This window comes from Streptomyces sp. NPDC058955 (assembly GCF_042741435.1).
In the GTDB taxonomy this organism is placed as follows: domain Bacteria; phylum Actinomycetota; class Actinomycetes; order Streptomycetales; family Streptomycetaceae; genus Streptomyces.
On sequence record NZ_JBHYKM010000120.1, the window covers coordinates 1 to 23,215 of the forward strand.

Below are 23,215 nucleotides of genomic sequence, written 5' to 3' on the forward strand. Positions count from 1 at the left end.
GTCCGCCAGCGCACGCACCGACTCCCGGAGCATCTCGTGCTCCTCGGAGGTCCGGTACAGGTCGAAGTCCTTGCCCATGGTCTTGAGCTCCCTGGAAATGCTTGTGGCACCTGGCTTGTGGCACCCGGATGCGCCCGCGGCACCGCGTATGGCACTGAGTACCCTCAGCAAAACACACTCAGTGCCATGACGCCAGAGCGCCCCGACGGCGGAGTGCCGTCGGGGCGCCTTACGAGACCGAGTGGTCGGTTTTCCGCTAACTCTCCGCATCCGCCAGGTCGGCCTCCTCGCGGAGGCGCCGGGACTCCTCGTACGCCGAGGCCAGCAGCTTCGCGCGCTCCTGGGACAGGTCGAGGCCGGTCAGCACCGCGGGGGTGCTGATGCTCGGCAGGACGTGCTGGAGCAGGACGACGACACGGTGCGTCAGGTCGTCGCGACCGCAAACCACCTGGGACATGGTCTGGATGCCGGCGAACGCGCCGGAGAAGAGCTCCGCGGTGTCCACCACGTTGACATGGGGCAGGATCTCGCCGCGCGCCTTGGCGACGGTGAGGGCCTCGGCGACCTGCTCCACCCACGCCTGGAACGGCGCCGCGCGGTCCACGCTCGTGGCGCCGCTGTCGAGGGCGAGCGCCACGCTCGCCTGGACCAGCGGATCCGTCTGCAGCCGGTGGGCGAGGAGGAAGCCCTGGTCCACCAGCTCCTGGAGCTTCACGTCCTGCGGGGTCAGGGGCTCGTCGAGCAGCTGGGCGTTCAGCACGCCGACCGCGAGTTCTTCCTTGGAAGCAAAGTGGAAATACAGTGCCCCCTTGGTCACTCCGGCACGCGTCAGGATCTCCCCGATCGTCGCCCGCTCGTAACCGCGCTCCGCGAAGACAGCCGCCGCCGAATCGAGGATGATGCGCCGGGTCCTGATCGCACGCGCTTGCTGCGCCAAGATGCCTCCTGCTGTCTCGCTGTCCGTGCTCACCCTGTGACGTGAAGCATTGAAAAGAAAACCGTACTGTACGTATTCTACGCGCGACCTAACTCGGCGGACCTCGACGGGCAATGCAAGGGGAGTCATGGACCAGAACCTTCAAGGGCTGTCAACTCCCGTCCCCGCAGAGTTCGTTCACCGTGCCGATCCCGCCGACATACTGCCCGTCGGATGGACCCGGAGCGCGGAGAACCGCTTCTCCGTGACCGCCCGCTGGCCCGTGGAACACCCCTTCTTCGTACCGCAAACCGGGGAACACCACGACCCGCTCCTGGTCGCCGAAACCATGCGCCAGGCCACCATGCTGGTAAGTCACGCGGAATTCGGTGTCCCCGAGGACGATCAGTTCGTCATGTGGGACCTCTCCTACGACGCCGACGCCGGGCAGCTGACCCGCGACGAGAGACCGGCGGAGATCACCGTCGACCTGCTCTGCTCGGACATACGCACCCGGGGACGCGGACTGCGCGACATGCGCACCTCCCTCGTCCTCAGCCGGAACGGCCGCCGGCTCGCCTCCGGCGGCGGCGGCATCGCCTGCACCTCCGCCCCCGCCTACCGCAGGATGCGCGGCCCCCGCATGGCCGCGGCCGAGCACCCCGTGCCGCTGCTGCCCGCCATGCCCCCGCACACCGTCGGCCGGGACCGCGAGAAGGACGTCGTGCTCGCCCCCGGGGACACCGGCGGCCGCTGGCGGCTGCGCGTGGACACCACCCACCCCACCCTCTTCCGGCGGGCCAACGACCACGTCCCCGGGATGCTGCTCCTCGAAGCCGCCCGCCAGGCCGCCGTGGCCGCCACGGGCGACGGCGGGCTGCTGCCCGTCGGCCTCAACGCCCGCTTCCACCGCTACGCGGAGCTCGACGAACCCTGCTGGATCGAGGCCGAGGTCCTGACCGGCCTCCACCGGGACACCGTCACGGTCCAGGTCCTCGCCCACCAGGGCGGCGCCCCGGTCCTCGACTGCACCCTCTCCGCCCCGCGGCGGGTCCCCGCCGCCGCGTGCGCCCCCGCCCTGCGGGCGGGCTGAGCGCGCCGCCGCACGCCACTCCCGCGCACCACCCGCACCGACCGGAAGAACCCATGGGAACCCGCATCCTCGTCACCGGCGCCACCGGCTTCATCGGCGGCCGGGTCGCCGCCGCGGCCGCCGCGCACCCGGACCTCGGCCATGTGCGGCTCCTCGTCCGGCACCCGGACGCGGCACCCGCCGCGGCCACGGCCCGACCGCAGGCCGGCGGGCCCGTCGTCGAGACCGTCCGGGGCGACCTCCGGGACCCCGCGACCCTGCGCCGCGCCTGCGACGGGATCGACGCCGTCGTCCACTGCGCCTCCGCGATCGGCGGCCCCGAGGACCTGCTGCGCGCCGTCAACGAGCACGGCACCCGCGACCTCGTGGCCGCCGCCGCCCGGGCCGGCGCCGGCCGGATCGTCTCCCTCAGCACCGCCTCCGTGCACGGCCGCGGCCCCTTCCGCGCCGCCGCGCCCGACGGCCTCCCGCTCGCCCCCGGGTCCGCGACCAGCCGGACCAGGGCGGCCGGGGAGCGGTACGTCCTCGACGCCGGCGGCAGCGTGCTGCGCCCGCACCTCGTCTACGGGACGGGCGACCGGCAGGTCGTCCCCGGCCTGCTGACGCTGCTCGCCGCCCTGCCGCGACCGCTCGCCCGCACCGGCACCCTCCACTCGGCGGTCGAGGTGGACAGCCTGGCGGGCGCCCTGCTGGGCGCCGCGCTCTCCCCGGCGACCCGGCCCGGCGCGTACGGCGTCTCCCACCCCGACCCGGTCTCCGACGCCGAACTCCTCGCCGCCGTCGACCCCCTGCTGCCGGAGGCGGTCCGCGCCGCCCGCGGCCCCGCGGTGGAACTCGACGAGGCCCGCGCGCTGCTCGCCGGGAACCCGGTCGCCGCCCACCACCTGGAACTGTTCGGCGTCGACCACTGGTTCGCCGACGAACGCCCCTGGACCGACTTCGGCCGCGGCCCCGGACCCGCCTTCACCGCCGCCTTCCCCCGCCACCTCCCCTGGTACCGGGAGCTGCTCGCCGCCCGCGGCTGAGCCCCGCGCCGCCCCGCCCGCACCCGGGGCCGTACAGTCCCCACGACACGACCCACAGCACGAGGCAGGACGTACCCCCATGGCCCGACTGGCAGGCAGGACCGCGATCGTCACCGGAGCGAGCCGGGGCATCGGGCGCGGCATCGCCGAGCGGCTGGGCCGCGACGGAGCCCTCGTCGCCGTCCACTACGGCAGCGACCGGACCGCCGCCGCCGCGACCGTGGCGGCCGTCGCCGCGGAGGGCGGCCGGGCCTTCGCCTTCCGCGCCGAGCTGGACCGCCCCGACGCCGTCGACACCTTCTACGCGGAGCTCGACCGGGGGCTCGCCGACGCCGGCGCGGGACCGGAGATCGACATCCTGGTCAACAACGCCGGCGCGAGCGGCTCCGGCCGGCTCCACCAGCTCACCCCCGAGGTCTTCGACCGGCTCTTCGCGGTCAACGTGAAGGCACCGCTCTTCCTCGTCCAGCGCGGCCTCGACCGCTTCCGCGACGGCGGCCGGATCGTGAACGTCTCCTCGCTCACCTCCCGGCACGCCTACCCGGAGTCCGTCACCTACGCCATGACCAAGGGCGCCGTCGACACCATGACCCTGGCCCTCGCCAAGGAGCTGGGCCCGCGCGGGATCACCGTCAACACGGTCGCCCCCGGTTTCGTCGCCACCGACATGAACGCCCGGCTGCGGGCCACCCCCGAGGCCGCCGCGGCGCTCGCCGCGCACGCGGTCCTCGGCCGGATCGGGACCCCCGGGGACATCGCGGACGTCGTCGCCTTCCTCGTCTCCGACGACGCCCGCTGGGTCACCGGCCAGTACCTGGAGGCGGGCGGAGGGTCCGGACTGTGAGGCGGGGCGGGTCCGGAAGGGCACGCCCTAAGGTGGGGGCACGATGACCAGTTTCCGTGAGAGTGTGCGGTCCCTGTTGCGCGAGCAGGTGCTCGACGCCGCCTACGGGCTCGTCGCGGCCGACGGGTGGGGCGTGCTGCGGATGACCGCCATCGCGCGGGCCGCGGGGATCAGCCGGCAGACCCTGTACAACGAGTTCGGCTCGAAGGAGGCGATCGGCGGGGCGCTCGTGCAGCGGGAGCTGGAACGGTTCCTCGTGGGGATCCAGGGGGAGCTGGAGGCGCACCGGGGGCACCTGGAGCGGGCCGCGCGGGCCGGGGTGGGGTACACGCTCCAGCAGGCCGTCGACAATCCGCTGATCAAGAGCGTGCTGCTGGCCGCGCGCGGGGGTGCCGACGCCGATCTGCTGGCCTATCTGACCACCCGCACCGACCCCGTCTTCGGCACCGCGATGGCGCTGCTCGACGCGTACGCGGTCGACGCGTGGCCCGATGTGGACGAGGAGTCGCGGGGGCTCGCCGTCGAGACCATCGTCCGGCTCACCGTGAGCCACATCGTCCAGCCCGTGGCCAGCCCCGAGGAGTCGGCGCGGCGGATCGCCCGCATCACGGCCCGGGTCGCCTACCCGGGCGGGGCGCCCGCGCTCTGAGCCGGGCCCGTCAGACCGCGGGCAGCGGGACGGCGGCCGACAGGACCGTGCCCTCGCCCGGCGCCGACTCGACGGTGAGGGTGCCGCCGAGCTGGTCGGTCCGGGTGCGGATGGCCGGCAGGCCGTGGCCGCGCACTCCGCCGCCGTCGCGGACGGCCGCCGGGTCGAAGCCGCGGCCGTCGTCGGCGACGTCGAGGACGACCTGGTCGTCGAGATAGGTGAGGGTGAGCGCGGCGGTACGGGCGTCCGCGTGCTCCCGTACGTTCGCCAGCGCGCCCTGGGCGATCCGCAGCAGCGCCGACTGGACCCGGTCGGGCAGCCGGCGGGGCGGGACGCCCTCGATGTGGCAGCGGACGGCGAGTCCGGCGGTCGACTCCCGGCGGGCCAGGGCGCGCAGCGCCTCGTCCAGGCCGCCGCCCCCGGCGAGGTCGGCCGGGGCGAGGTCGTGGACGAAGCGGCGGGCCTCGGTGAGGTTGTGCTCGGCGATCTCGCCGGCCGCCCGCACGTGCCGGTGGGCCGTGTCGGGGTCCGAGCGCCAGGTCCGGTCGGCGGCCTGGAGCAGCATCCGCTGGCTCGACAGGCCCTGCGCGAGGGTGTCGTGGATCTCCATGGAGAGCCGCTGCCGCTCGGCGAGGGTGCCCTCGCGGCGTTCGGTCGCGGCCAGCTCGCGCCGGGTCCGGACCAGGTCGGCGATCAGCTCGCGCTGCCGCCGGGTCTGCTGGTCCATGCGGACGAAGACGGCGACGCAGATGGCGGCGATGGCGGGCGGCGCGAGCAGGACGTCGAACTCGAAGCGGCCCGCGAGCCGCAGCTGGGCGGTGACCGAGACGACGGTGAGCAGCCCGACGAGCACCGCCGCGGCGGCCGGGCGCAGATGCCGCAGCCCCAGGTAGAAGAGCGGGATCGAGCACCAGGCGAAGCTGGGGGCGAGCAGGACCAGCGCGATCCAGACCGCCGCGCAGGCGCCGAGCCACAGGTGCCGGCGCCGCCGCCCCTCGCCGATCGCGGGCTCGGCCACGTACAGCGCGGAGAGGGCGGCGGAGAGGGCGACCACCCAGGGGGCGGTCCCGTCGCCGGTGTGCCGCATCAGGAAGCGGGTCAGCGAGGAGCCGAGCAGCAGGAAGAAGCCCACGTGGAGGAGGATCCGGAACCAGCGGGCCTCGCCGTCCGCCGTCCCCGGGTCCCCGGCGGCGCCCGCCGCCGTCTCCGTACCGTCCCACCGCGCCATGCCGTGCCGCACCTCTCCGCCCGCCGATCGGATGAACGGAGCAAACCTCTCATATCCGCGGACCGGGGAGGGCTACAGCCAGCCGTTGCGCCGGAAGCCGCGGTGGATGACGAAGCACGCCACGGCGATCACCCCGAGGACGACCGGGTAGCCGTAGGTCCAGCGCAGCTCCGGCATGTGCTCGAAGTTCATGCCGTACACCCCGCACACCATGGTCGGCACGGCGACGATCGCCGCCCACGCGGTGATCTTCCGCATGTCCTCGTTCTGCGCCACCGTGACCTGCGCCAGATGGGCCTGGAGCACCGAGTCGAGCAGGGTGTCGTAGGAGGCGATCTGCTCGGTCACCCGGGCGAGGTGGTCGGTGACGTCCCGGAAGTACGCCCGGATCTCGGGGTCCACCAGCGGCATCGGCCGGGTGGCGAGCTCCGTCAGCGGGCGGGAGAGCGGGGCGACCGCCCGGCGCAGTTCGAGCAGCTCCCGCTTGAGCTGGTAGATCCGGCCGGCGTCGCCGCGGTCCGCCTGGGCGGAGAAGACCGTGTTCTCGATCGCGTCGAGGTCGGTCTGGACGGAGTCCGTGACGGCCAGGTAGTCGTCCACCACGTGGTCCGCCATCGCGTGCAGCACCGCCGACGGGCCCTTGGCCAGCTGCTCGGGCATCGCCTCCAGCGCCTCGCGCAGTGGGCCGAGGGAGCCGTGCCCGCCGTGCCGGATGGTGATCACGAAGTCGGGTCCGACGAAGGCCATCAACTCGCCGGTGTCCACCACCTCGCTGGTGGCGGTCAGCTCCTCGTGCTCGACGTACCGGACCGTCTTCAGGACGGCGAACAGCACCCCGTCGTACTCCTCGACCTTGGGCCGCTGATGGGCGTGGACCGCGTCCTCGACGGCCAGCGGGTGCAGCCCGAAGAGCTCGGCGAGCACCGTCAGCTCCTTCTCCGCCGGCTCGTGCAGGCCGATCCACACGAAGCCGTCGCCGCCCCGGCGCACGTACCGCAGCGCGTCCTCGGCGCTCGCGCCCCGGACCGTCCGCCGCACCCCGTCGACGTACACCACGCAGTTGACGACGGCGCTGCCGAGCGGGGAGCGGGCCGGGTGGCTGAGGTCCACCGTGCGCCGGTAGGTCCGGCGGACGGCGGTGCGCAGGCGCTGGATGACGGACACGGTGGTACTCCTTCGGCGGGCCAGGGGCCAGTGTGCCACCGCGCCGCGCGGAGGATCAGCCCGCCGCCGGGGGTGCGCCGAGGACCCGGTCGAGGTACGGGTTGGAGAGGACGCCGGACGGGTCGAGCCGGTTCCGGAGGGCCACGAAGTCGTCGAAGCGCTCGTAGCGGGGACGCAGCTCCGCCGCGCCGAGGTCGTGCATCTTGCCCCAGTGCGGCCGGCCGCCGTACGCGCCGAGGATCCTCTGGCAGGCGTCGAAGTACCGGCGGTAGGGCATCCGGTGGTACTGGTGGAAGGCGATGTAGCAGCTCTCCCGGCCCTGCGCGGTGGAGAGCCAGATGTCGTCGGCGGCCGTGAAGCGGACCTCCAGGGGGAACGACACCGGCTCGCCCTGTGCGTCGATCCAGGCCCGCAGCTCCCGCAGCGCCTCCGCCGCGTGCGCGCGCGGGATCGCGAACTCGCCCTCGTGGAAGCGGACGTCGCGCACCGAGGCGAAGATCCGGTACGCGTGGTCGGTCCAGCTCCGGGACGACATCGCGCGCGCGGCGAAGCGGGTGATCGGCGGCACCAGGCGGGGGACGCGGGTGCCGAGCCGGTTCAGCGCCTCGAAGCCGGGGCCGCTGACGGCCTCGTCGAGCCGCCGGGAGAACGCGCCGATGGGGGAGAGGGGCGTGTCGGCGGGCAGCCGGCGGAAGCGGCGGGTCAGGGTGGTCTCGCTGTGCGGGAACCAGAAGAACTCGAAGTGGTCGTTGTCCGCGACGAGTTCGTCGATCCGGCCGAGGGTCTCGGCGACCGGCATGGCGGCGTCCCGGGCGTGCAGGGCGTAGAGCGGGACGGTCTGGAGGGTGACCTTGGTGAGGACGCCGAGCGCCCCGAGGCCGACCCGGGCCGCGGCGAACAGCTCCGGCCGCTCCTGCGCCGAACAGACCGTCACCGACCCGTCGGCGAGGACGAGTTCGAGCTCCCGGACCTGGGTGGCGATGCCGCCGAAGCGGACGCCGGAGCCGTGGGTGCCGGTGGAGATCGCGCCCGAGACCGTCTGCCGGTCGATGTCGCCCATGTTCTCCAGGGCGAGGCCGTGCGAGGCGAGCAGCGGGTTCAGCTTCCACAGCGGCATGCCCGCGCCGACGGTGACGAGCCCGGTCTCCGGGTCCACCGGGTGCAGGGCGTCGAGCCGGTCGAGGCGGAGCTGGACGTCCGGGGCGACCGCGACGCCGCTGAAGGAGTGCCCGGAGCCGACCGGCTTGACCCGCAGCCCGTCCCGTACCGCGTCCTTCACCGCGGCGGCGACCTCCTCGGTGCGGGCCGGGCGCAGGACCCGCCGGGGGCGGGCCTCCTCGTTGCCGGCCCAGTTGCGCCAGACGCCGCCGTTCTCGCTGCTGCTCATGCCGGGCGTTCCCTTCGGGCCGATACGCGGGGTGTCGTGGCGGGTTACCGCCGGTTCTCGCTGTCCGGAAGGGTGGACTTGGTCGTCCGTCCAAGTCAAGGGTCCCGGAGGCTTGACTTGGACGGACGACCAAGAGACCGTGACGGCGTCGCCACCGGTCCCCGCAGGGGTCCGCCGGAAGTCCGCTCCACCGAGGTCCGCTCCCGCGGAGGCCCGCCGGAGGTCCGCTCCGCCGGAGGTCCGCTCCCCGCCGGTCCACGAAAGGCCGCCCACCATGGCAAGCGCCCGCCCCGACGCCGCAGCCGCCACCGCCGCCGCGCCCGCCCCGCGCCCCGCCGGCTTCGCCGACCTGGAGAAGGCGACCGCCGGACTCCAGCCGCCGTTCGCCGTCGTCGACCTCGGCGCCCTGCGCGCCAACGCCGCCCAGATGACCCGCCGCGCCGGCGGCAAGCCCATCCGCCTGGCCAGCAAGTCGCTCCGCTGCCGCGCCCTCATCGACACCGTCCTGGCCGGACCGGGCTTCGCCGGCGTCCTCGCCTTCACCCTCCCCGAGGCGCTCTGGCTCGCCGGCCACGATCCCGGCCTGGACGTCCTCGTCGGCTATCCGACCGCCGACACCGACGCGCTCCGCCGGCTCGCCGCCGACGAGGACGCCGCCGCCCGGATCACCGTGATGGTCGACTCCGCCGAACAGCTCGACCTCCTCACCGCGGCGATCGGACCCGCCGGCCCGCCGGTCCGGGTCTGCCTCGACCTCGACGCCTCCCTCCGGCTGCTCGGCGGCCGCGTCCACCTCGGCATGCGCCGCTCGCCGCTGCACGCCCCCGCGCAGGCGGCGGAGCTGGCCCGCGCCGTCGTGGCCCGCCCGCGCCTGCGGCTGGTCGGCGTGATGGCGTACGAGGGGCAGATCGCCGGCGTCGGCGACGACCAGCCGACCCAGGCCCGCCCGATGCGCACCGCCGTCCGCACGGTCCAGCGGCTCTCCGCCCGCGAGCTGCGGGCCCGCCGCGCCGCCGCCGTCCGGGCGGTCCGCGAGGTGGCGCCGCTGGAGTTCGTGAACGGCGGCGGCACCGGCAGCCTGGAGACCACCTCCGCCGAGCCCGCCGTCACCGAACTCGGCGCCGGATCGGGGCTCTACGCCCCCGCCCTCTTCGACCACTACCGCGGCTTCAGCCCGCTGCCCGCCGCCTTCTTCGCGCTCGCGGTCGTCCGCCGCCCCGCCCCCGGGCACGTCACCGTCCTCGGCGGCGGCTGGACCGCCTCCGGCGCCCCCGGCCCGGACCGGCTGCCCGTCCCCGTCCACCCGGCGGGGCTGCGGGTGCTCGCCGCCGAGGGCGCGGGCGAGGTGCAGACCCCGCTCGCCGGACCCGCCGCCGACACCCTCCGGTTCGGCGACCGCGTCTGGTTCCGGCACGCCAAGGCGGGCGAGCTCTGCGAACGCGTCGACACCCTCCACCTCGTCGAGCACGACCGGGTGGTGGACGAGGTCCCCACCTACCGCGGCGAGGGCATGGCGTTCCTCTGAACGGGGCCCCGACCCCCTCGCGGTACGGTGACCCGACCGCGCCGCCCGCCCCTCCCGAGGAGACCGCCCCATGCCCCGACTCTCCGCCGCAGAGCGCCGCGAGCAGCTGGCGGAGGCGGCGATCCGGGTCATGATCCGCGACGGGGTCGCCGAGACCACCACCCGGGCCGTGGTGGCCGAGGCCGGGGTGCCGCTCGGCGCCTTCCACTACTGCTTCCGCTCCAAGGAGGAGCTGTTCCAGACCGTCATCGAGCGGATCATGGAGCGCAACCTCCCGCCGGCCGGCCTCGCGCACGCCGCGGGCGCCACGCCCTTCGAGAAGGTCCGCGCGATCCTGCACGCCTACTGGGAGCTGGTCCGGGCCCGCCCGGACGAGCACCTGGTCACCTACGAGGTCACCCAGTACGCGCTCCGCCGGCCCGGCCTCGCCGACCTGGCCCGCCGTCAGTACCGGCACTACCTGGAGGTGAACCGCGGCCACCTGGAGTCGATGGCCCGGACGGCCGGCCTCGCCTGGACCGTGGACCTCGCCGTCCTCGCCCGCCACGGACTCGGCGTCCTCGACGGCCTCACCCTCACCTGGCTCATCGACCGCGACGACGAGCAGGCGCTGGCCGCGCTGGACGAGTACGCCCGCTACCTCGCCTCGGTCGCCGTCCCGCTGACCACGCCGGACGCGCCCACCGCCTAGCACCTCCTCCGGATGCACACCCTCCCGAAGCGTGACACTTTGGGCGGAAATGTGTCGGGCGAGGAGGGCGGACATGGCGCAGCGCACGGTGCCGACGGCCGGGGAGGCGCGGCGGACCGCCGCCGAGGCGTGGATCTGGGGACGCCCGCTCCTGGCCGGCTACCGGAACCTCTACGCCCGGGCCGTCGACCCCGCCGACCCCCGCTCCGCCGGCGGGTTCGGCCGCTTCCGGCACGACACCGGGCCGCTCGCTCCGGCCGCGGCCGACATCGTCCACTCGTGGGCCTGGCTCGACCTGCGGGCCGAACCGTGGGTGCTGTCCGTCCCGGCGACCGACCGCTACCACGTGCTCCCGGTCCACGACCTCGACACCATCCCCGCCGGCTTCGTCGGCAGCCGCGCCACCGGCCCGGAGGCCGGTCACCACCTCGTCGCCGGACCCGGCTGGACGGGCCCCGTCCCCGACGGGATCACCGGCGTGGTGCGCGCCGCCACCCACCTCGTCGGCATCGTCGGCCGCACCCACCTCGCCGGCCCCGACGACGTCCCGGCCCTCCGCGCGGTCCAGGAGGGGTACCGGCTGCGCCCGCTCTCCGCGTTCACCGACACCGCCGCCCCGCACCCGGCCGAGGAGCCGGTCTGGCCGGTCTGGCGGGAGGAGGAGGCCGACACCGTCGAGTTCCTCACCGTCCTCGACTTCCTGCTCGGCTTCTTCCCCGTCCTCGATGCCGACCGCGACCTGCGCGCCCGGCTCGCCGCCCTCGGCGTCGACGGCGGCGGGGAGTTCGAGCCCGCCGCGCTCTCCCCGGAGCTCCGCGCCGCCCTCGCGGCGGGCATCGCCGACGCCCGGGCCGAGCTCACCGGAGCGGCCGCCGGGCCGAGCCGCCCGGCCGGCCTCCCCGGCACCCGCGCCGAGGCCGGCGCCGCCCCGCTGCGCCGCGCGCTCGGCGCCGACGAGGAGCCGTACGGACTCCCGGACGCCGAGGTGTGGCAGCGCGAGCCGGCCGGCGACGGCCCGCCGGACGGCTCCCGGCACGCGTACACGCTCCGCTTCGCCCCCGGACAGCTGCCGCCCGCCCGCTTCTTCTGGTCGGCCTCGCTCTACGGACCGCCCGGGCGGCGCTTCGCGGAGAACGGGATCGGCCGGCACGCCCTCGGCGACCGCACCCCGGGGATCCTCTACGACGACGACGGCGGACTCACCCTGTACGTCGCCCACCGGCGCCCCGCCGACCCGAAGCACGCCGCCAACTGGCTGCCCGCCCCGGCCGGACCGTTCTCCGTCGTGGTCCGGCTGTACGGCCCGGACCCCTCGGTCCTCGACGGCCGCTGGCCCCTGCCGCGCCTCGTCCGCGACGACGGCGCGGACGGCTGACCGGGAGGGGACGGCCGGCTCAGCGCTGCTCGGCGGAACTCCGGACCGTCTCCTTGACGGTGTACGTGGCCGCCGGCTCCCGGGGCGCGTCGCCCGCCTTCATCTCGCGCGCCTCGGCCTTGAGGATGCGGGCCGCCTTGCCGGCGTTGCGGGCCAGCTCCGGCAGCTTGCGCGCGCCGACCACCACGGCGACGACGACCAGCAGGATCGCGATCTCGCTCATACCGAACACGGGGGACACTCCTGGCGGGGGACGGGACGCCGGTCGGACCCGCGTCAATCTACAGGGGCGTAGAACGACCGGGTAGGGTCGCCCCCCGAACGATGAACGACGCCCGGGTGGCCCGGACGAGCGGCCGGGGACGGCGAGGGGGACGACGGATGAAGAAGCGGGACGCCGGCGAGCCGGAGCCCACCGGCGGCGCGGCCGGACGGCGGCGCGGCCAGGGCGAGCTGGAGGCCCAGGTCCTCGCGGCGGTGCGCGCCGCCGGCGGGCCCGTCACGGCCGGCCGGGTGCGGGACCGGCTCGGCGGGGGACTCGCGTACACCACCGTCATCACCATCCTCACCCGCCTCCACGCCAAGGGCGCCGTCGCCCGCGAACGCGCCGGCCGCTCCTTCGAGTGGACGGCCGTCGCCGACGAGGCCGGGCTCGCCGCCCTCCGCATGCGCCGGCTGCTCGACGGCGAGGGCGACCGCGAGGCCGTCCTCACCCGCTTCGTCACCACGCTGCCGGCCTCCGACGAGCAGCTCCTGCGGGAGCTGCTGGCCCGCGCCGAGGCGGAGGGGGAGCCCCCGGCGGCGGAGGACGGACAGGAGGAGGACTGACGCCGTGGGCCTCCTCGTCTTCCTCCCGCTCGTCCTGCCGCTGACCGCGTGGCCGGTCGCCCGCCTCGCCGAGCACCACCTCCACCCGCGCACCGCGGCCCGGCTGCTCACCGCCGTCGCCGCCCTGCTCGCCGCGTGCAGCACGCTCTGCCTGGCGCTCCTCATGGTCGTCGGCACCGCCCAGCTGCCCGGCAACCCGCTCCCCGACGCCTGGTCGGACCCGGAGGTGCGGGCGGCCCTGCCGTACGACGAGATCGCCGGCCGCGCGGCGATCCCCGCGCTCCTCGCGGTGGTCCTGGCCTGCGGCCGGACGCTGCGGCGCCACCGGACCGTCCGGCGGCGCGCCGCCCGGGCGCTGGCCGGGCTGCCGGACCGCGCCGTCGCGGTGCTGCCGGACCCGGTCCCGTACGCGTACGCCCTCCCGGCGGCGGCGCGCCGCGCCCGGGGGAGGGTCGTCGTCAGCCGGGGCATGCTCGCCCGGCTGGGCCCCGCCGAGCGGCGGGCCCTCTTCGCCCACGAGCGGGCGCATCTGACGGGCCGGCACGACCGGCTGCTGCTGGTGGCCCGGCTGGCCGCGGCCGCCCATCCGTTCCTGCGCCCGCTGCGGACCACCGTCGGTTACGCGGCCGAGCGCTGGGCGGACGAGGAGGCGGCGGTACGGGTCGGCAGCCGGCGCGTGGTCGCGCGGGCCATCGGGCGGGCGGCGCTGGCCTCCGGCGGCGCGGGCCCCGCGACCCTGCCGGCCTTCGCCGTCGCCGGGCCGGTGCCGCGCCGGGTGGCCGCCCTCCTCGCGCCGCCGCCCCCGGCCCCGCGCGCCTGGCCGCCGCTCTTCACCGCCGTCGGCCTCGCCCTGTGGGGCGCGGTGGCCGGGGCCGTCGTCTCGGCCCTCGTCTCGGCGAACTCGGCGGTGACGCTCTACGCGGTCCTCCGGGCGGCGACCCCGCTGTAGCTCACAGGTCGAACTCGTGCGGGGGCAGGCCGAGCGCGAAGCACGCCTCGCGGACGACGGCCCGCTCGGCCGGGTCGAAGTGCCCGTCGGCGCCGCCGATGACGATGCCGATCTGGACGACGGCCCGCGCCTCGGCCGGCTTCTTCGCCGCCTTGGCGACCTCCTGGAGCACGGCGACCCTCCCGAAGTCGGCGTCGGCGGCCAGCCTGTCGAGCTGCGCCTCGAACCGCTTCCGGAGGTCGTCCGCGTCGAAGTTCCGCAGCACCTCGTTGGTGGCGATCAGCTGGGCCACCCGCTGCCGTTCGGCCGGGTCCACGGTCCCGTCGGCGGCGGCCACCAGCGCGCACATCGCCATGCTCGCGTCCCGGAAGGCCCCGCTGGTCAGTTCGTTCTTCCGCGCGGTCAGCTGGGTCTGCATGGTCGAGGCGGACTCCTTGATCCGGTCCCACAGCGCCATCGTCGGCTCACACTCCCTCGGTCGAACTTCTACAGTGCTGTAGAAGTTAGCAGTCCGAAAATCGGTGCGAGGCGGCGGGGGAGGGGTGTTACGGTCACCCGCATGTGCTCCGTCATCCAGAACTTCCGGGCGATCCGGCTCCGTTCCGCGCGCTGACCGCGGTTCCGGCCCCACCCGCACCCGCGCCGTCGGCGCCCGTGCCGATCCCGCGCGCCGTCGCGCCCGCCGGTCCCGAGGTCCACGCGTCCACCGTTCCGCCTCAGGATGACGAGGATCTTCCCCATGCGCTCAGACCAGCGCCCCACGTTCGTGTTCGTGCACGGCGGTTCCAGCAACGCCCGCGCCTGGACCCCCCTCCGGAACGAACTGGCCCTGCGCGGCCACCGCTCGTACGCCGTCGACCTGCCCGGCCACGGCGACCGGGCCACCGGCCCCGCCTCCTACCACCGGCAGGACCAGGACCGCACGGCCCTGGCCCGCGAAGCCTCCCCGATGAGCGGCGTCACCCTCGCCGACAACGTCCGGCACGTCATCGGCGTGCTGCGCCGGCTCGCCGGCCACGGGCCCGCGGTGCTCGTCGGCAACAGCCTCGGCGGCCTCACCCTCACCGCCGTCGTCAACGCCGCCCCGGACCTCGTCCACCGCGTCGTCTACCTCTCGGCGCTCTGCCTCGCCGACCCCGCGATGCTCACCGAGCCGTGGGACGTCGACGACGAGAACCTGCTCGACGCGGCGGTCGCCCGGATCGCCGTCCCCGGCGAGGCGACCGGCCGCGACCCCGGCGTCGTGCGCCTCGACTGGCGGCGCGCGCACACCGATCCGGAGGCGTACGCCGCGCTGAAGGCCGCCATCATGGCCGACGCCCCCGACCACCTCTTCCGGCACTTCCTCGACTCGCTCGACGCCGACGAGAACCACGCCGTGCTCGAACCGGCCGCGCTGGTCGCGGCCGAGGCGTGGGCCAGGGTGCCGCACACCTACGTCCGGCTCTCCGCCGACCACAGCCTCACCCCGGCGGTCCAGGACTTCATGATCCGCAAGGCGGACGAACTCACCCCCGACCACCCCTTCGACGTGCACACCCTGCCCACCTCGCACGTCGGGTACGTGAGCCGGCCCGAGCTCTTCGCCGACCTCCTCGCCCGGCTGACCTGACCCGACCCGACCCGACCCGACCTGATCCGGGCCGACCCGGTCCGGGCGGACCCGATCCGGGCCGGTGCCCGGTGGCCGCCGTCACCCCACGGCGGTCACCGGGGCGCTCGGCGGGGTCACCCGATGGTGTGCACTCTCCCCGTGCGCCGGGGGCGTACGCCTCGGTAGCGGTCCGGAGCGGGTGCGCCGGATCCCTACACTCCGCCCCCATGTCGCTCTGGCTGCTCAACCACTTCAGCTCCCTCACCCTCGCCGTCGCCCTCGTCGGCGGCACCGTCGCGCTCGCCGTCACCGGCAGCGTGCTGCTCCGCCGCCGCCATCCGTCGCTCGCCGAGGGGGAGCACAACGACATGGTCGGCGTGACCCTCGGGATGTTCGGCGCGATCTACGGGATCATCCTCGCCTTCGTCATCGTCACCCTCTGGACCCAGTTGGAGAGCACGCAGACGATCGTCGCCGCCGAGGCCACCGACGTCGCCCTCATCGCCCGCGACGCCGCCGCCTTCCCGCCGCCCGTCCGCACCGGACTCGACGCGGCCCTCAGCGACTACGTCCACGCCGTCGTCGAGAAGCAGTGGCCGCTGATGCGCGAGGGCGTGCCGCAGTACGGCGCCACCGAGCGCAGCCTCGTCGACGCCTTCGACGTGCTCCAGGCGTACGACCCGAGGACCCCGCGCGAGGAGGTCTTCTACGAGGAGGCCGTGTCGCACCTCAACGACGTGGCCGCGCAGCGCCGCGCCCGGATCACCATGGCCCAGCAGGAACTCCCGCCGCTGCTCCAGATCCTGGCCTTCGGCGGCGCCCTCGTCCTCGTCCCGCTGACCTTCCTGTACGGGATGCGGCGGCTGCGGATCCAGGTGCTGTTCGTCGCCTCCGTCGCCGCCCTGATCGGCTTCAGCCTGCTGCTCGTCCTGGTCCTCGACCGGCCCTTCGCGGGCGAGCTGAGCGTGAGCCCCGCCCCGTACAAGGAGGGCGCGCTGGCCCGCTACTGGGCGGAGTGACCCGACCCGGACGGCCGCCGCCGGGTGGCCGGGGCCCCGCCGGTGACGTCTCATGGCGGAGACCGCCCGCGCGCGGGCGGCAGCCCCGGCCGGACGCGGCGGGGGAGACCGGCGAGGCGGGGCGGGAGGCGCGATGGCGTGGGCGGACCGGATGCGGCGCCTCCGCGCCGGCGCCGAGCGGCGCTTCCCCGTGCTGACCGAGGTGACCGAACGGCTCGTCGGCGGCAACCTCCTCGACGCCGGCACCCGGCTCGCCGCCCAGGCGTTCCTCGCGGCCGTCCCCCTGCTCTTCGCCCTCGCCGCCTTCGCGCCCGCCCCGGTGCGCGACCAGCTCCGCGAGTCCCTGCGCGCCATGTTCGGCCTCACCGGCGCCGCCGACCAGCAGCTCCAGCAGGTCTTCGACCGGAGCGCCGCCGACGGGGTGCGGGAGACCAGCGGCGCCGTCGGCGCCGTCATCGCCCTCGTCTCCGCCACCAGCTTCAGCCGCGCCATGGCCCGCGTCTGCGAACGCGCCTGGGGGCTGCCCAAGGCCGGCACCCGGATCGCCGCCTGGCGGTGGGCGGTCTGGCTGCTCGCCCTGGTCGTCGTCGTCCTGCTCCAGGCGCCGATCCGCGCCGGCTTCGGCGCCGGGGCCTGGCTCGGCGTCCCGCTCTTCTTCCTCCTCGCCGTCGGCGTCTGGCTGTGGACCCAGCACCTGCTGCTCGCCAAGCGGGTCCCCTGGCTGCCGCTGCTGCCCGGCGCCCTGCTGGGCGCCGCCTCCTCCACCGCCCTCGGGATCACCGCCCGCTTCTACATGCCCGGGGCGCTCAACCGGGCCCTCGCCGAGTACGGCGCCCTCGGGCTCGTCCTCACCCTGCTGTCCTGGCTCATCGTCGTCTGCGCCGCGCTGACCTTCGCCTTCACCATCGGAGCCGTCCTCGCCCGGGAACCCACCCTGGCCCGCCTGCTCGGCACCGACCGGATCCGTCCGGCGGCGCCCGGCCCGACGGCGGGCCCGACCGCACCTGACGGGTGAGCCCGCGACCTGACCGGCCCAACCACGGGCCTCACGAGTGGTGGAGCGCCCGTGCGGCTCTGAGACTCCCGGCATGACCAACCACACGAATCGTCCCCGTGCGCACCGCCGTGGGCGCGCCGGGACGACGAGCCTCGCCTGTGCCGTGGCGCTCGCCACCGTGCCCGTGCTGATGCTCGGACCGGGCGCCGCCCCCGCGGCCGCCGCCCCCCTGCCCGGCGGCCTCGGCCCCTGCGTCTCCGCGGCGCCGTCGGGCGACCCCACGACCTGCCCGTCCCCCTTCCCGCCGATCGACAACGACCCGGTCAAGGGCCGGGACAACGCGATCAACATCTACGTCGGCGAGGACTACCTGGTCCGTGGCCGGGCCGCGGAGGCGGAGGGCAGGGTCGTCGTCCTCGACGCCTTCGACATGGACAAGGCCGAAGGAGGCAACTACAACATCGGAGAGGTGGGCGTCGGCTCGAAGGTGCCGCCGGCCGAGGGCGCGGACTGGCTCACCACCGGCGGCGACATCACGGTCGCCACGGGCGAGCGGCTGCTGGCCGAGGCCGGGGTCGTCCGCCACGCGGGCACCGTCACCGGCGACGTCCAGGCCACCCTCGTCCAGGACGCCGCCGCCGCAACGCCCTACCTCGCGCTCCGCGACCGGTTGACCGCCGCGAGCCAGTGCTACGCGCGGGTGGACGGCGCCCCGCGCACGCCCACCGGCACCGCCGTCAACGAGGGCGGCCGGACCCTCTTCACCGGCGACGGCACCTCCCCGCTCCAGATCTTCAACGTCGACTTCGACATGGAGGGCCCGAACGACGGGCAGCAGGGCATCGTCTTCGCGAACATCCCGGCCGGCGCGACGATCCTCGTCAACGTCACCGGCGACAGCCGCACCCTGCGCACCTACAGCGGCGGCATCGCCGACACCGACGACCCGCTCAACGCCTACCGCGAGCGGTTGCTGTGGAACTTCCCCGACGCGACCACGGTCGACCTGGCGGGCACCGGCCAGTTCCAGGGCAGTTTCCTCATCGGCAACCAGGCGTCGACCACGACCGTCAGCCTGCCCGGCATCAACGGACGCTTCTTCACCACCGGCTCCCTCACCCACACCAGCCTCGGTGAGAGCGGCGGCCAGGAGTTCCACGCCTACCCCTTCACCGGCGACCTCCCGAACTGCGACACCCCGCAGGACGTCACCGGCGACGTGACCGTCCTCAAGACGGACGCCGAGACCGGCGACCCGCTGGCGGGCGCGACCTTCCGCCTGTGGGAGGAGACCAACGGCGTGTCCGGTCTGCAGACCACCGGCAGCACCCCCGACACGATCGTCGGCGCGCCGTGCGTGACCGGCGCGGACGGCACGTGCACGCGGACGGTGGAGACCGGCACGTACTACTGGCAGGAGACCGACGCCCCCGACGGGTACGACCTTCCGGCCGACCCCGTCTTCGGGCCGCTGGTGCTGACCGAGGAGAACGCGTCGGCGGGTGTGAGCGTCGAGGCGGACAACACGGCCACCGCGGTCACCGGCGAGGTGCGGGTCGTGAAGACGGACGCGGAGAGCGGTGCCCCGCTGGCCGGTGCGACGTTCCGGCTGTGGGAGGAGACGAACGGCGTCACCGGTCTCCAGACCGGTGGCGACGACCCGGACACGGCGGTCGGCGAGCCGTGTGTGACCGGCGCGGACGGTGTCTGCGAGCGGACGGTGGGGACGGGTACGTACTACTGGCGGGAGACCCAGGCGCCTGACGGGTACGACCTGCCCGCGAATCCGGTCTTCGGGCCGCTGGTGCTGACCGAGGAGAACGCAGAGGCGGGCGTCACCGCCGAGGCGGACAACTCCCGTACGCCGATCCCGCCGGGGACCGGGTCGGTGCGTCTGGTCAAGACCGACGCCGACAGCGGGATGCCGCTGGGTGGTGCCACCTTCGAGCTGTGGGAGGAGACGAACGGCGTCACCGGGCTGCAGACCTCGGGCGACGAGCCCGACACCCGGATCGGGACGCCCTGCACCACCGGCTTCGCCGGACTGTGCGGCTTCGGCGGGCTCGACCACGGCACGTACTACCTGCGGGAGACGGCCGCTCCTGACGGCTACGACCTGCCGGCCGACCCGGTCAGCGGGCCGTACGTGGTGAGCGCCGAGCAGGAGGCCGTCTTCGTCACCCTGGACAACGAGCGGGGCGACGACCCCGGTCCGGGCCCGGACCCCTGTGAGCCGAAGGGCTACGGCGACGAGGGCTACGGCGACGAGTGCCCCGACAGCGTACGGCGGACCGTCTCCGCCTGACGCGGTGACCGAGAGGGGCGGACGGTGAGGTCACCGTCCGCCCCTTCCGGCGGTCGGGAGCCGTCCGGTCTTCCTGCCGTCAGGGGCCGTCCGCTCTTCCGGCCGTCAGGTCGTCCCGCCCGGCGCACGGGTGGTGCTGTCGCCGGGGACCAGGGCGGGGAGCAGCGGCCGGGGGCGCGGGTCCGGCGGCGCGGCGGCGGAGGAGGCGGCGCCGAGGGCGAGGGCGACGGCCTGCCGGGCCATCGCGCGCTTGGGGAGGACCACGCTGGTGAGCGTCCGGCCGGACAGCACGCCGGCCGGGGTGTCGTCGTGCGCGACCACGGACAGGTCGCCGGGGACGGTGCGGCCCAGGGCCCGGGCGGCCTCCACGGCGGCGACCGCGAGGACGTCGTGGGTGGCGAAGAGAGCCGTCGCCTCCGGGTGGTCCCGCAGCGCGTCGAGGGCCGCCGCGAGGCCGCCCCGGAAGGTGGGTTCGGCGGCCGTCCGCACGGCGTCGTCCGGCAGCGGGACCCCGTCCTCGCGGAAGGCCCGCCGGAAGCCGGCCGTCCGGACGGTGTGCGCGGGGCTGGCGAGGACGAGGGCCCGTTCGTGCCCGAGCGCCCGCAGATGCCGGCCGGCGAGGTGGCCGCCGTGCTCGTAGTCGACCGTGACCACCGGGAAGCCGTCCGGCAGCGCGGCCTCCCAGGCGCACAGCACCACCGGGAAGCGGGCGTCCGCGAGGAGCGGCAGATGGCCGGTGAGCCCCTGGTCGCCGGCGATCAGCAGGGCGTCCACGGAGCGGCCGGCCAGCGCGGCCAGGTGGCGCCGGGCCCGCTCCCCGTCGAGGCGGGTGGTGCACAGCAGCAGCCGGTGGCCGCGCTCCTCCAGGGCGTCCTCGACCTCCTCGACGACGTCCGCGTAGAACGGCGCGGAGACGGTCGGGACGAAGAGCCCGACGGTGCGGCTGCTGCCGGTGGCGAGCGAACGGGCCACCAGATTGGGCACGTAGCCGAGCTCGGCGATCGCGGCGCGGACCCGCGCCTCGGTCGCCGGGCGCACCGCGACGCGCCCGGTGACGACGTTGGAGACGGTCTGCTTGGTGACGCCGGCCCGCTCCGCCACGTCCTGCATGGTGACCATGACGCCCCCCCGTCGCCCCCGCCCCGCCAGGCTCGCAACGTAACCGGGCCCCCACCTGCGGTCAAGCCGTTCCCGCGCTTCCCCGGGGTCCTGTCGGTCCGTCAACTCCCTTGTGGAGAAAGGGCGCAGTCAGGCGCATGGCTCTTGTTTTACCGGTCAAATGCGCTCTAGGGTCCGTGCCACCAGCGGCTCGACTCCTCCACCCCAGGGAGTACTCGTGCACCTTCCGCGCAGCAGATTCGCGCGCACGCTCGTCGCGGCGGCCCTGGCCGTGAGCGGCGGCGCCGCCCTCGCCGCCGCCCCGCCGGCCGGCGCCGCGCCCGCCCCCGCGACCACCGCGTCCGCCACCGCCACCTACACGGTCACCGTCGGCGCCAAGGGTTCGTGGAACCGGCCCGACGACACCCCCGCCAGTCCGTACATCGACAAGGACGGCACCTTCTACTACCAGCAGGCCCACGCCTTGTACGGGGCGACCGACCCCCGCAAGTGGACCTTCTACACCGGCACCGACTTCGACTCCGCCACCCGCTCGTCGGCGATCAGCGACGCGGTGGACCCGGCGAACCCGGCCGACCGCAACAACGACACCACCTGGCGCTGCAACAACAGCGTCACCGGCGTGGAGTCCACCCCGGCCCCCGCCGGCAGCGGCTACGCCCACCGCAACTACTGCGACCTGACCGGGATGTGGGTCGATCCGGACACCGGCGACTGGTACGGCCTCGTCCACAACGAGTTCACCCCGCAGCCCTTCTCCGACGGCATCCACTACGACGGCATCGACTACGCCGTCTCCCGGGACCAGGGCCGGACCTGGACCGTCAAGGACCACGTCATCACCTCGCCGTACAGCACCGAGCGCGGCGACACCGCCGCCTTCCCGCAGCAGACGTACCACTACGGCACCGGCGACCCCCGGCTCTTCGTCGACACCGCCTCCGGCTACTTCTACGCCTTCTACGGCTCCCGGATCGTCAACAAGGGCGGCGGCTGGGCCGCGTTCTACGGGCACGTCGCCCGCGCCCCCATCTCCGGGAAGATGGCGCCCGGTTCGTGGCGCAAGTGGTACGACGGCGCCTGGACGCAGCCCGGCGTCGGCGGCCGGGAGTCCACCATGGTCCCGGTCGGCGCGGGCAGCGCGACCGGCTACGTGCCCAAGGAGAAGGAGTACGACCCCGCGAACGCCGGCTCGGTGAGCCAGCAGGTCGCCGCCGGGCTCACCCCCGCCACCTCCCCGCTCTTCGTCATGGACATCACCTACAACGCCTACCTCGGCCTGTACATCGGCGAGCCGCAGGCCGTCGACCAGAGCGGCGACGCCCCGCAGGAGATCTACGCGACCACCGACCTGACCACCCAGAAGTGGTTCCGGCTCGGCGACACCGGCAGCTACCGCACCGCCTCCTGGTACCGCTGGTTCCTCGACGCCGGCAACCGCACCGGCTCCGGCATCGTCGGCAGGGACTTCCGCGCCTACTGCTCCTTCGGGTGCTCCGGCGGCGCCAGCGGCGAGTACGTCAACCTCAGCATCGGGACGAACGAGCCCGCCGCCCCCGTCGACACCGCCCGCGCCTACCGGATCGCCGCCGCCGACGGCCGGGTGCTGGCCCAGGTCTCCGGCGGCTCCGCCACCACCTCCACCGCGGCCGCCACCGGCTCGGCGCTGGAGCACTGGACCTTCAGCGCGAAGGGCGACGGCTCCTACCGCATCGCCAACGCCGCCACCGGCGGCCTCCTCGGCGTCGCCTCCACCGGGCCCGGCACGCGCGCGTGGGGCACGAAGCCGACGGTCGCCGCGGCGGCCTCCGGCACCGGCCAGGACTGGTTCGTGATCCGCGGCGCCTCCGCCGCCGACAACACCCCCACCGGCACGGTCAAGCTGGTGAACCGGTACAGCGGCCTCGTCCTCGGCCTCTCCGCCGCCACCGCCCGCACCGCCGAGACCGCGCCCGCCCGCAGCTGGACCGACACCACCGGCTCCCCGGTCGGCGCCGGCCGCACGGCCGCCGAGCAGACCCTCACCCTCACCCCGGTCGGCGACGCCCCGCGGACCGTCACCCTCGTCGCCGGCGGCAAGGCCCTCGACAACCCCGACAGCAGCACCGCCGACGGCACCGGGCTGGTCACCTGGACCCCGAACGGCGGCGCCAACCAGAAGTGGACCCTCACCCCGCACGCCGACGGCGGCTACGAGCTCCGCAACAACGCCTCGGGGAAGTGCGCGGACATCGAGAGCGGCTCCACCGCCGCCGGCGCCCGGGTCATCCAGTGGACCTGCCACGGCGGCGCCAACCAGCGCTGGACGCTCCGCCGGCTCCCCGACGGCACCTCCACCGTCACCTCCGTGCGCAGCGGCCTCCTCCTGACCACCGCCTCACCGGCGAACGGGGCCAAGGTCACCCAGCAGCCGGACACCGGCAGCGCCCTCCAGCACTGGACGACCGGCTGACCGGAGCCTTCTCCTCCACCCGGGGGGGGGGGGGGGCGGGCGGGGCGCGCGCGGC

At 75.0% G+C, this 23,215-nt stretch carries 21 protein-coding genes; 14 read left to right on the top strand and 7 right to left on the bottom strand.

The window, feature by feature from the left end; translation table 11 throughout:
• Positions 1 to 256 precede the first annotated feature (256 nt).
• A complete protein-coding gene (locus tag ACFW1I_RS31850; RefSeq protein WP_384676447.1) occupies positions 257 to 937 on the bottom strand; it encodes a ScbR family autoregulator-binding transcription factor in 681 nt (226 codons plus the stop codon).
• A 127-nt stretch (positions 938 to 1,064) separates the two neighbouring features.
• Here ACFW1I_RS31850 and ACFW1I_RS31855 point away from each other — a divergent pair, with 127 nt between their 5' ends.
• From ACFW1I_RS31855 to ACFW1I_RS31870, 4 genes are all read left to right on the top strand, one after another.
• Positions 1,065 to 2,009, top strand: coding sequence for a ScbA/BarX family gamma-butyrolactone biosynthesis protein (locus tag ACFW1I_RS31855; RefSeq protein WP_384676449.1), 945 nt, complete (start codon positions 1,065 to 1,067; stop codon positions 2,007 to 2,009).
• A 53-nt stretch (positions 2,010 to 2,062) separates the two neighbouring features.
• Positions 2,063 to 3,034 (top strand): NAD-dependent epimerase/dehydratase family protein, encoded by a 972-nt coding sequence (locus ACFW1I_RS31860; protein WP_384676451.1) that lies wholly within the window; start codon positions 2,063 to 2,065, stop codon positions 3,032 to 3,034.
• Positions 3,035 to 3,113: 79 nt separating this feature from the next.
• Positions 3,114 to 3,878 (top strand): SDR family NAD(P)-dependent oxidoreductase, encoded by a 765-nt coding sequence (locus ACFW1I_RS31865; protein WP_384676453.1) that lies wholly within the window; start codon positions 3,114 to 3,116, stop codon positions 3,876 to 3,878.
• Between the two features lie 43 nt (positions 3,879 to 3,921).
• A complete protein-coding gene (locus ACFW1I_RS31870) occupies positions 3,922 to 4,527 on the top strand; it encodes a TetR family transcriptional regulator (protein WP_384676455.1) in 606 nt (201 codons plus the stop codon).
• Positions 4,528 to 4,537: 10 nt separating this feature from the next.
• Here the strand turns inward: ACFW1I_RS31870 and ACFW1I_RS31875 are convergent, their stop codons facing one another.
• The 3 genes from ACFW1I_RS31875 to ACFW1I_RS31885 all read right to left on the bottom strand — a co-directional run bounded on the left by ACFW1I_RS31875 (position 4,538) and on the right by ACFW1I_RS31885 (position 8,306).
• Entirely contained in the window at positions 4,538 to 5,755 is a 1,218-nt protein-coding gene (locus ACFW1I_RS31875; protein ID WP_384676457.1) for a sensor histidine kinase, read from the bottom strand.
• 72 nt (positions 5,756 to 5,827) lie between these two features.
• Positions 5,828 to 6,919 (bottom strand): magnesium/cobalt transporter CorA, encoded by a 1,092-nt coding sequence (corA, locus tag ACFW1I_RS31880; RefSeq protein ID WP_384676459.1) that lies wholly within the window; start codon positions 6,917 to 6,919, stop codon positions 5,828 to 5,830.
• 55 nt (positions 6,920 to 6,974) lie between these two features.
• Positions 6,975 to 8,306 (bottom strand): D-arabinono-1,4-lactone oxidase, encoded by a 1,332-nt coding sequence (locus tag ACFW1I_RS31885; RefSeq protein ID WP_384676460.1) that lies wholly within the window; start codon positions 8,304 to 8,306, stop codon positions 6,975 to 6,977.
• A 274-nt stretch (positions 8,307 to 8,580) separates the two neighbouring features.
• On the opposite strand from ACFW1I_RS31885, the gene ACFW1I_RS31890 reads away from it, so the two are divergent.
• From ACFW1I_RS31890 to ACFW1I_RS31900, 3 genes are all read left to right on the top strand, one after another.
• Positions 8,581 to 9,831, top strand: a complete 1,251-nt coding sequence (locus tag ACFW1I_RS31890) for an amino acid deaminase/aldolase (RefSeq protein ID WP_384676462.1) — start codon at positions 8,581 to 8,583, stop codon at positions 9,829 to 9,831.
• Positions 9,832 to 9,901: 70 nt separating this feature from the next.
• Positions 9,902 to 10,522, top strand: a complete 621-nt coding sequence (locus ACFW1I_RS31895; protein WP_384676464.1) for a TetR/AcrR family transcriptional regulator — start codon at positions 9,902 to 9,904, stop codon at positions 10,520 to 10,522.
• 73 nt (positions 10,523 to 10,595) lie between these two features.
• The gene (locus tag ACFW1I_RS31900) at positions 10,596 to 11,897 is read left to right on the top strand and encodes a DUF1254 domain-containing protein (RefSeq protein ID WP_384676466.1); all 1,302 of its coding nucleotides are present in this window, start codon (positions 10,596 to 10,598) and stop codon (positions 11,895 to 11,897) included.
• A 19-nt stretch (positions 11,898 to 11,916) separates the two neighbouring features.
• Here the strand turns inward: ACFW1I_RS31900 and ACFW1I_RS31905 are convergent, their stop codons facing one another.
• On the bottom strand, positions 11,917 to 12,120 hold the full coding sequence (locus tag ACFW1I_RS31905) for a twin-arginine translocase TatA/TatE family subunit (RefSeq protein WP_384676483.1): 204 nt from the start codon (positions 12,118 to 12,120) through the stop codon (positions 11,917 to 11,919).
• A gap of 158 nt (positions 12,121 to 12,278) precedes the next feature.
• On the opposite strand from ACFW1I_RS31905, the gene ACFW1I_RS31910 reads away from it, so the two are divergent.
• Positions 12,279 to 12,725: a BlaI/MecI/CopY family transcriptional regulator gene (locus tag ACFW1I_RS31910; RefSeq protein ID WP_384676468.1), complete on the top strand. Its 447-nt coding sequence runs from the start codon at positions 12,279 to 12,281 to the stop codon at positions 12,723 to 12,725.
• A gap of 4 nt (positions 12,726 to 12,729) precedes the next feature.
• A complete protein-coding gene (locus tag ACFW1I_RS31915) occupies positions 12,730 to 13,674 on the top strand; it encodes a M48 family metalloprotease (RefSeq protein ID WP_384676470.1) in 945 nt (314 codons plus the stop codon).
• 1 nt (position 13,675) lies between these two features.
• Here ACFW1I_RS31915 and ACFW1I_RS31920 read toward each other — a convergent pair whose 3' ends face one another.
• Entirely contained in the window at positions 13,676 to 14,131 is a 456-nt protein-coding gene (locus ACFW1I_RS31920; protein ID WP_384676471.1) for a tellurite resistance TerB family protein, read from the bottom strand.
• Between the two features lie 282 nt (positions 14,132 to 14,413).
• Between ACFW1I_RS31920 and ACFW1I_RS31925 the strand changes: the two genes are divergently transcribed.
• The 4 genes from ACFW1I_RS31925 to ACFW1I_RS31940 all read left to right on the top strand — a co-directional run bounded on the left by ACFW1I_RS31925 (position 14,414) and on the right by ACFW1I_RS31940 (position 19,589).
• Positions 14,414 to 15,286: an alpha/beta hydrolase gene (locus tag ACFW1I_RS31925; protein ID WP_384676472.1), complete on the top strand. Its 873-nt coding sequence runs from the start codon at positions 14,414 to 14,416 to the stop codon at positions 15,284 to 15,286.
• 209 nt (positions 15,287 to 15,495) lie between these two features.
• On the top strand, positions 15,496 to 16,287 hold the full coding sequence (locus tag ACFW1I_RS31930) for a DUF4239 domain-containing protein (protein WP_384676473.1): 792 nt from the start codon (positions 15,496 to 15,498) through the stop codon (positions 16,285 to 16,287).
• Between the two features lie 133 nt (positions 16,288 to 16,420).
• Entirely contained in the window at positions 16,421 to 17,302 is an 882-nt protein-coding gene (locus ACFW1I_RS31935) for a YhjD/YihY/BrkB family envelope integrity protein (RefSeq protein WP_384676475.1), read from the top strand.
• Between the two features lie 73 nt (positions 17,303 to 17,375).
• On the top strand, positions 17,376 to 19,589 hold the full coding sequence (locus ACFW1I_RS31940) for a choice-of-anchor A family protein (RefSeq protein WP_384676477.1): 2,214 nt from the start codon (positions 17,376 to 17,378) through the stop codon (positions 19,587 to 19,589).
• Positions 19,590 to 19,694: 105 nt separating this feature from the next.
• Here ACFW1I_RS31940 and ACFW1I_RS31945 read toward each other — a convergent pair whose 3' ends face one another.
• Positions 19,695 to 20,708, bottom strand: coding sequence for a LacI family DNA-binding transcriptional regulator (locus ACFW1I_RS31945; RefSeq protein WP_384676479.1), 1,014 nt, complete (start codon positions 20,706 to 20,708; stop codon positions 19,695 to 19,697).
• Positions 20,709 to 20,925: 217 nt separating this feature from the next.
• Here ACFW1I_RS31945 and ACFW1I_RS31950 point away from each other — a divergent pair, with 217 nt between their 5' ends.
• Positions 20,926 to 23,160 (top strand): RICIN domain-containing protein, encoded by a 2,235-nt coding sequence (locus tag ACFW1I_RS31950; RefSeq protein WP_384676481.1) that lies wholly within the window; start codon positions 20,926 to 20,928, stop codon positions 23,158 to 23,160.
• The last annotated feature ends 55 nt before the right edge of the window (positions 23,161 to 23,215 follow it).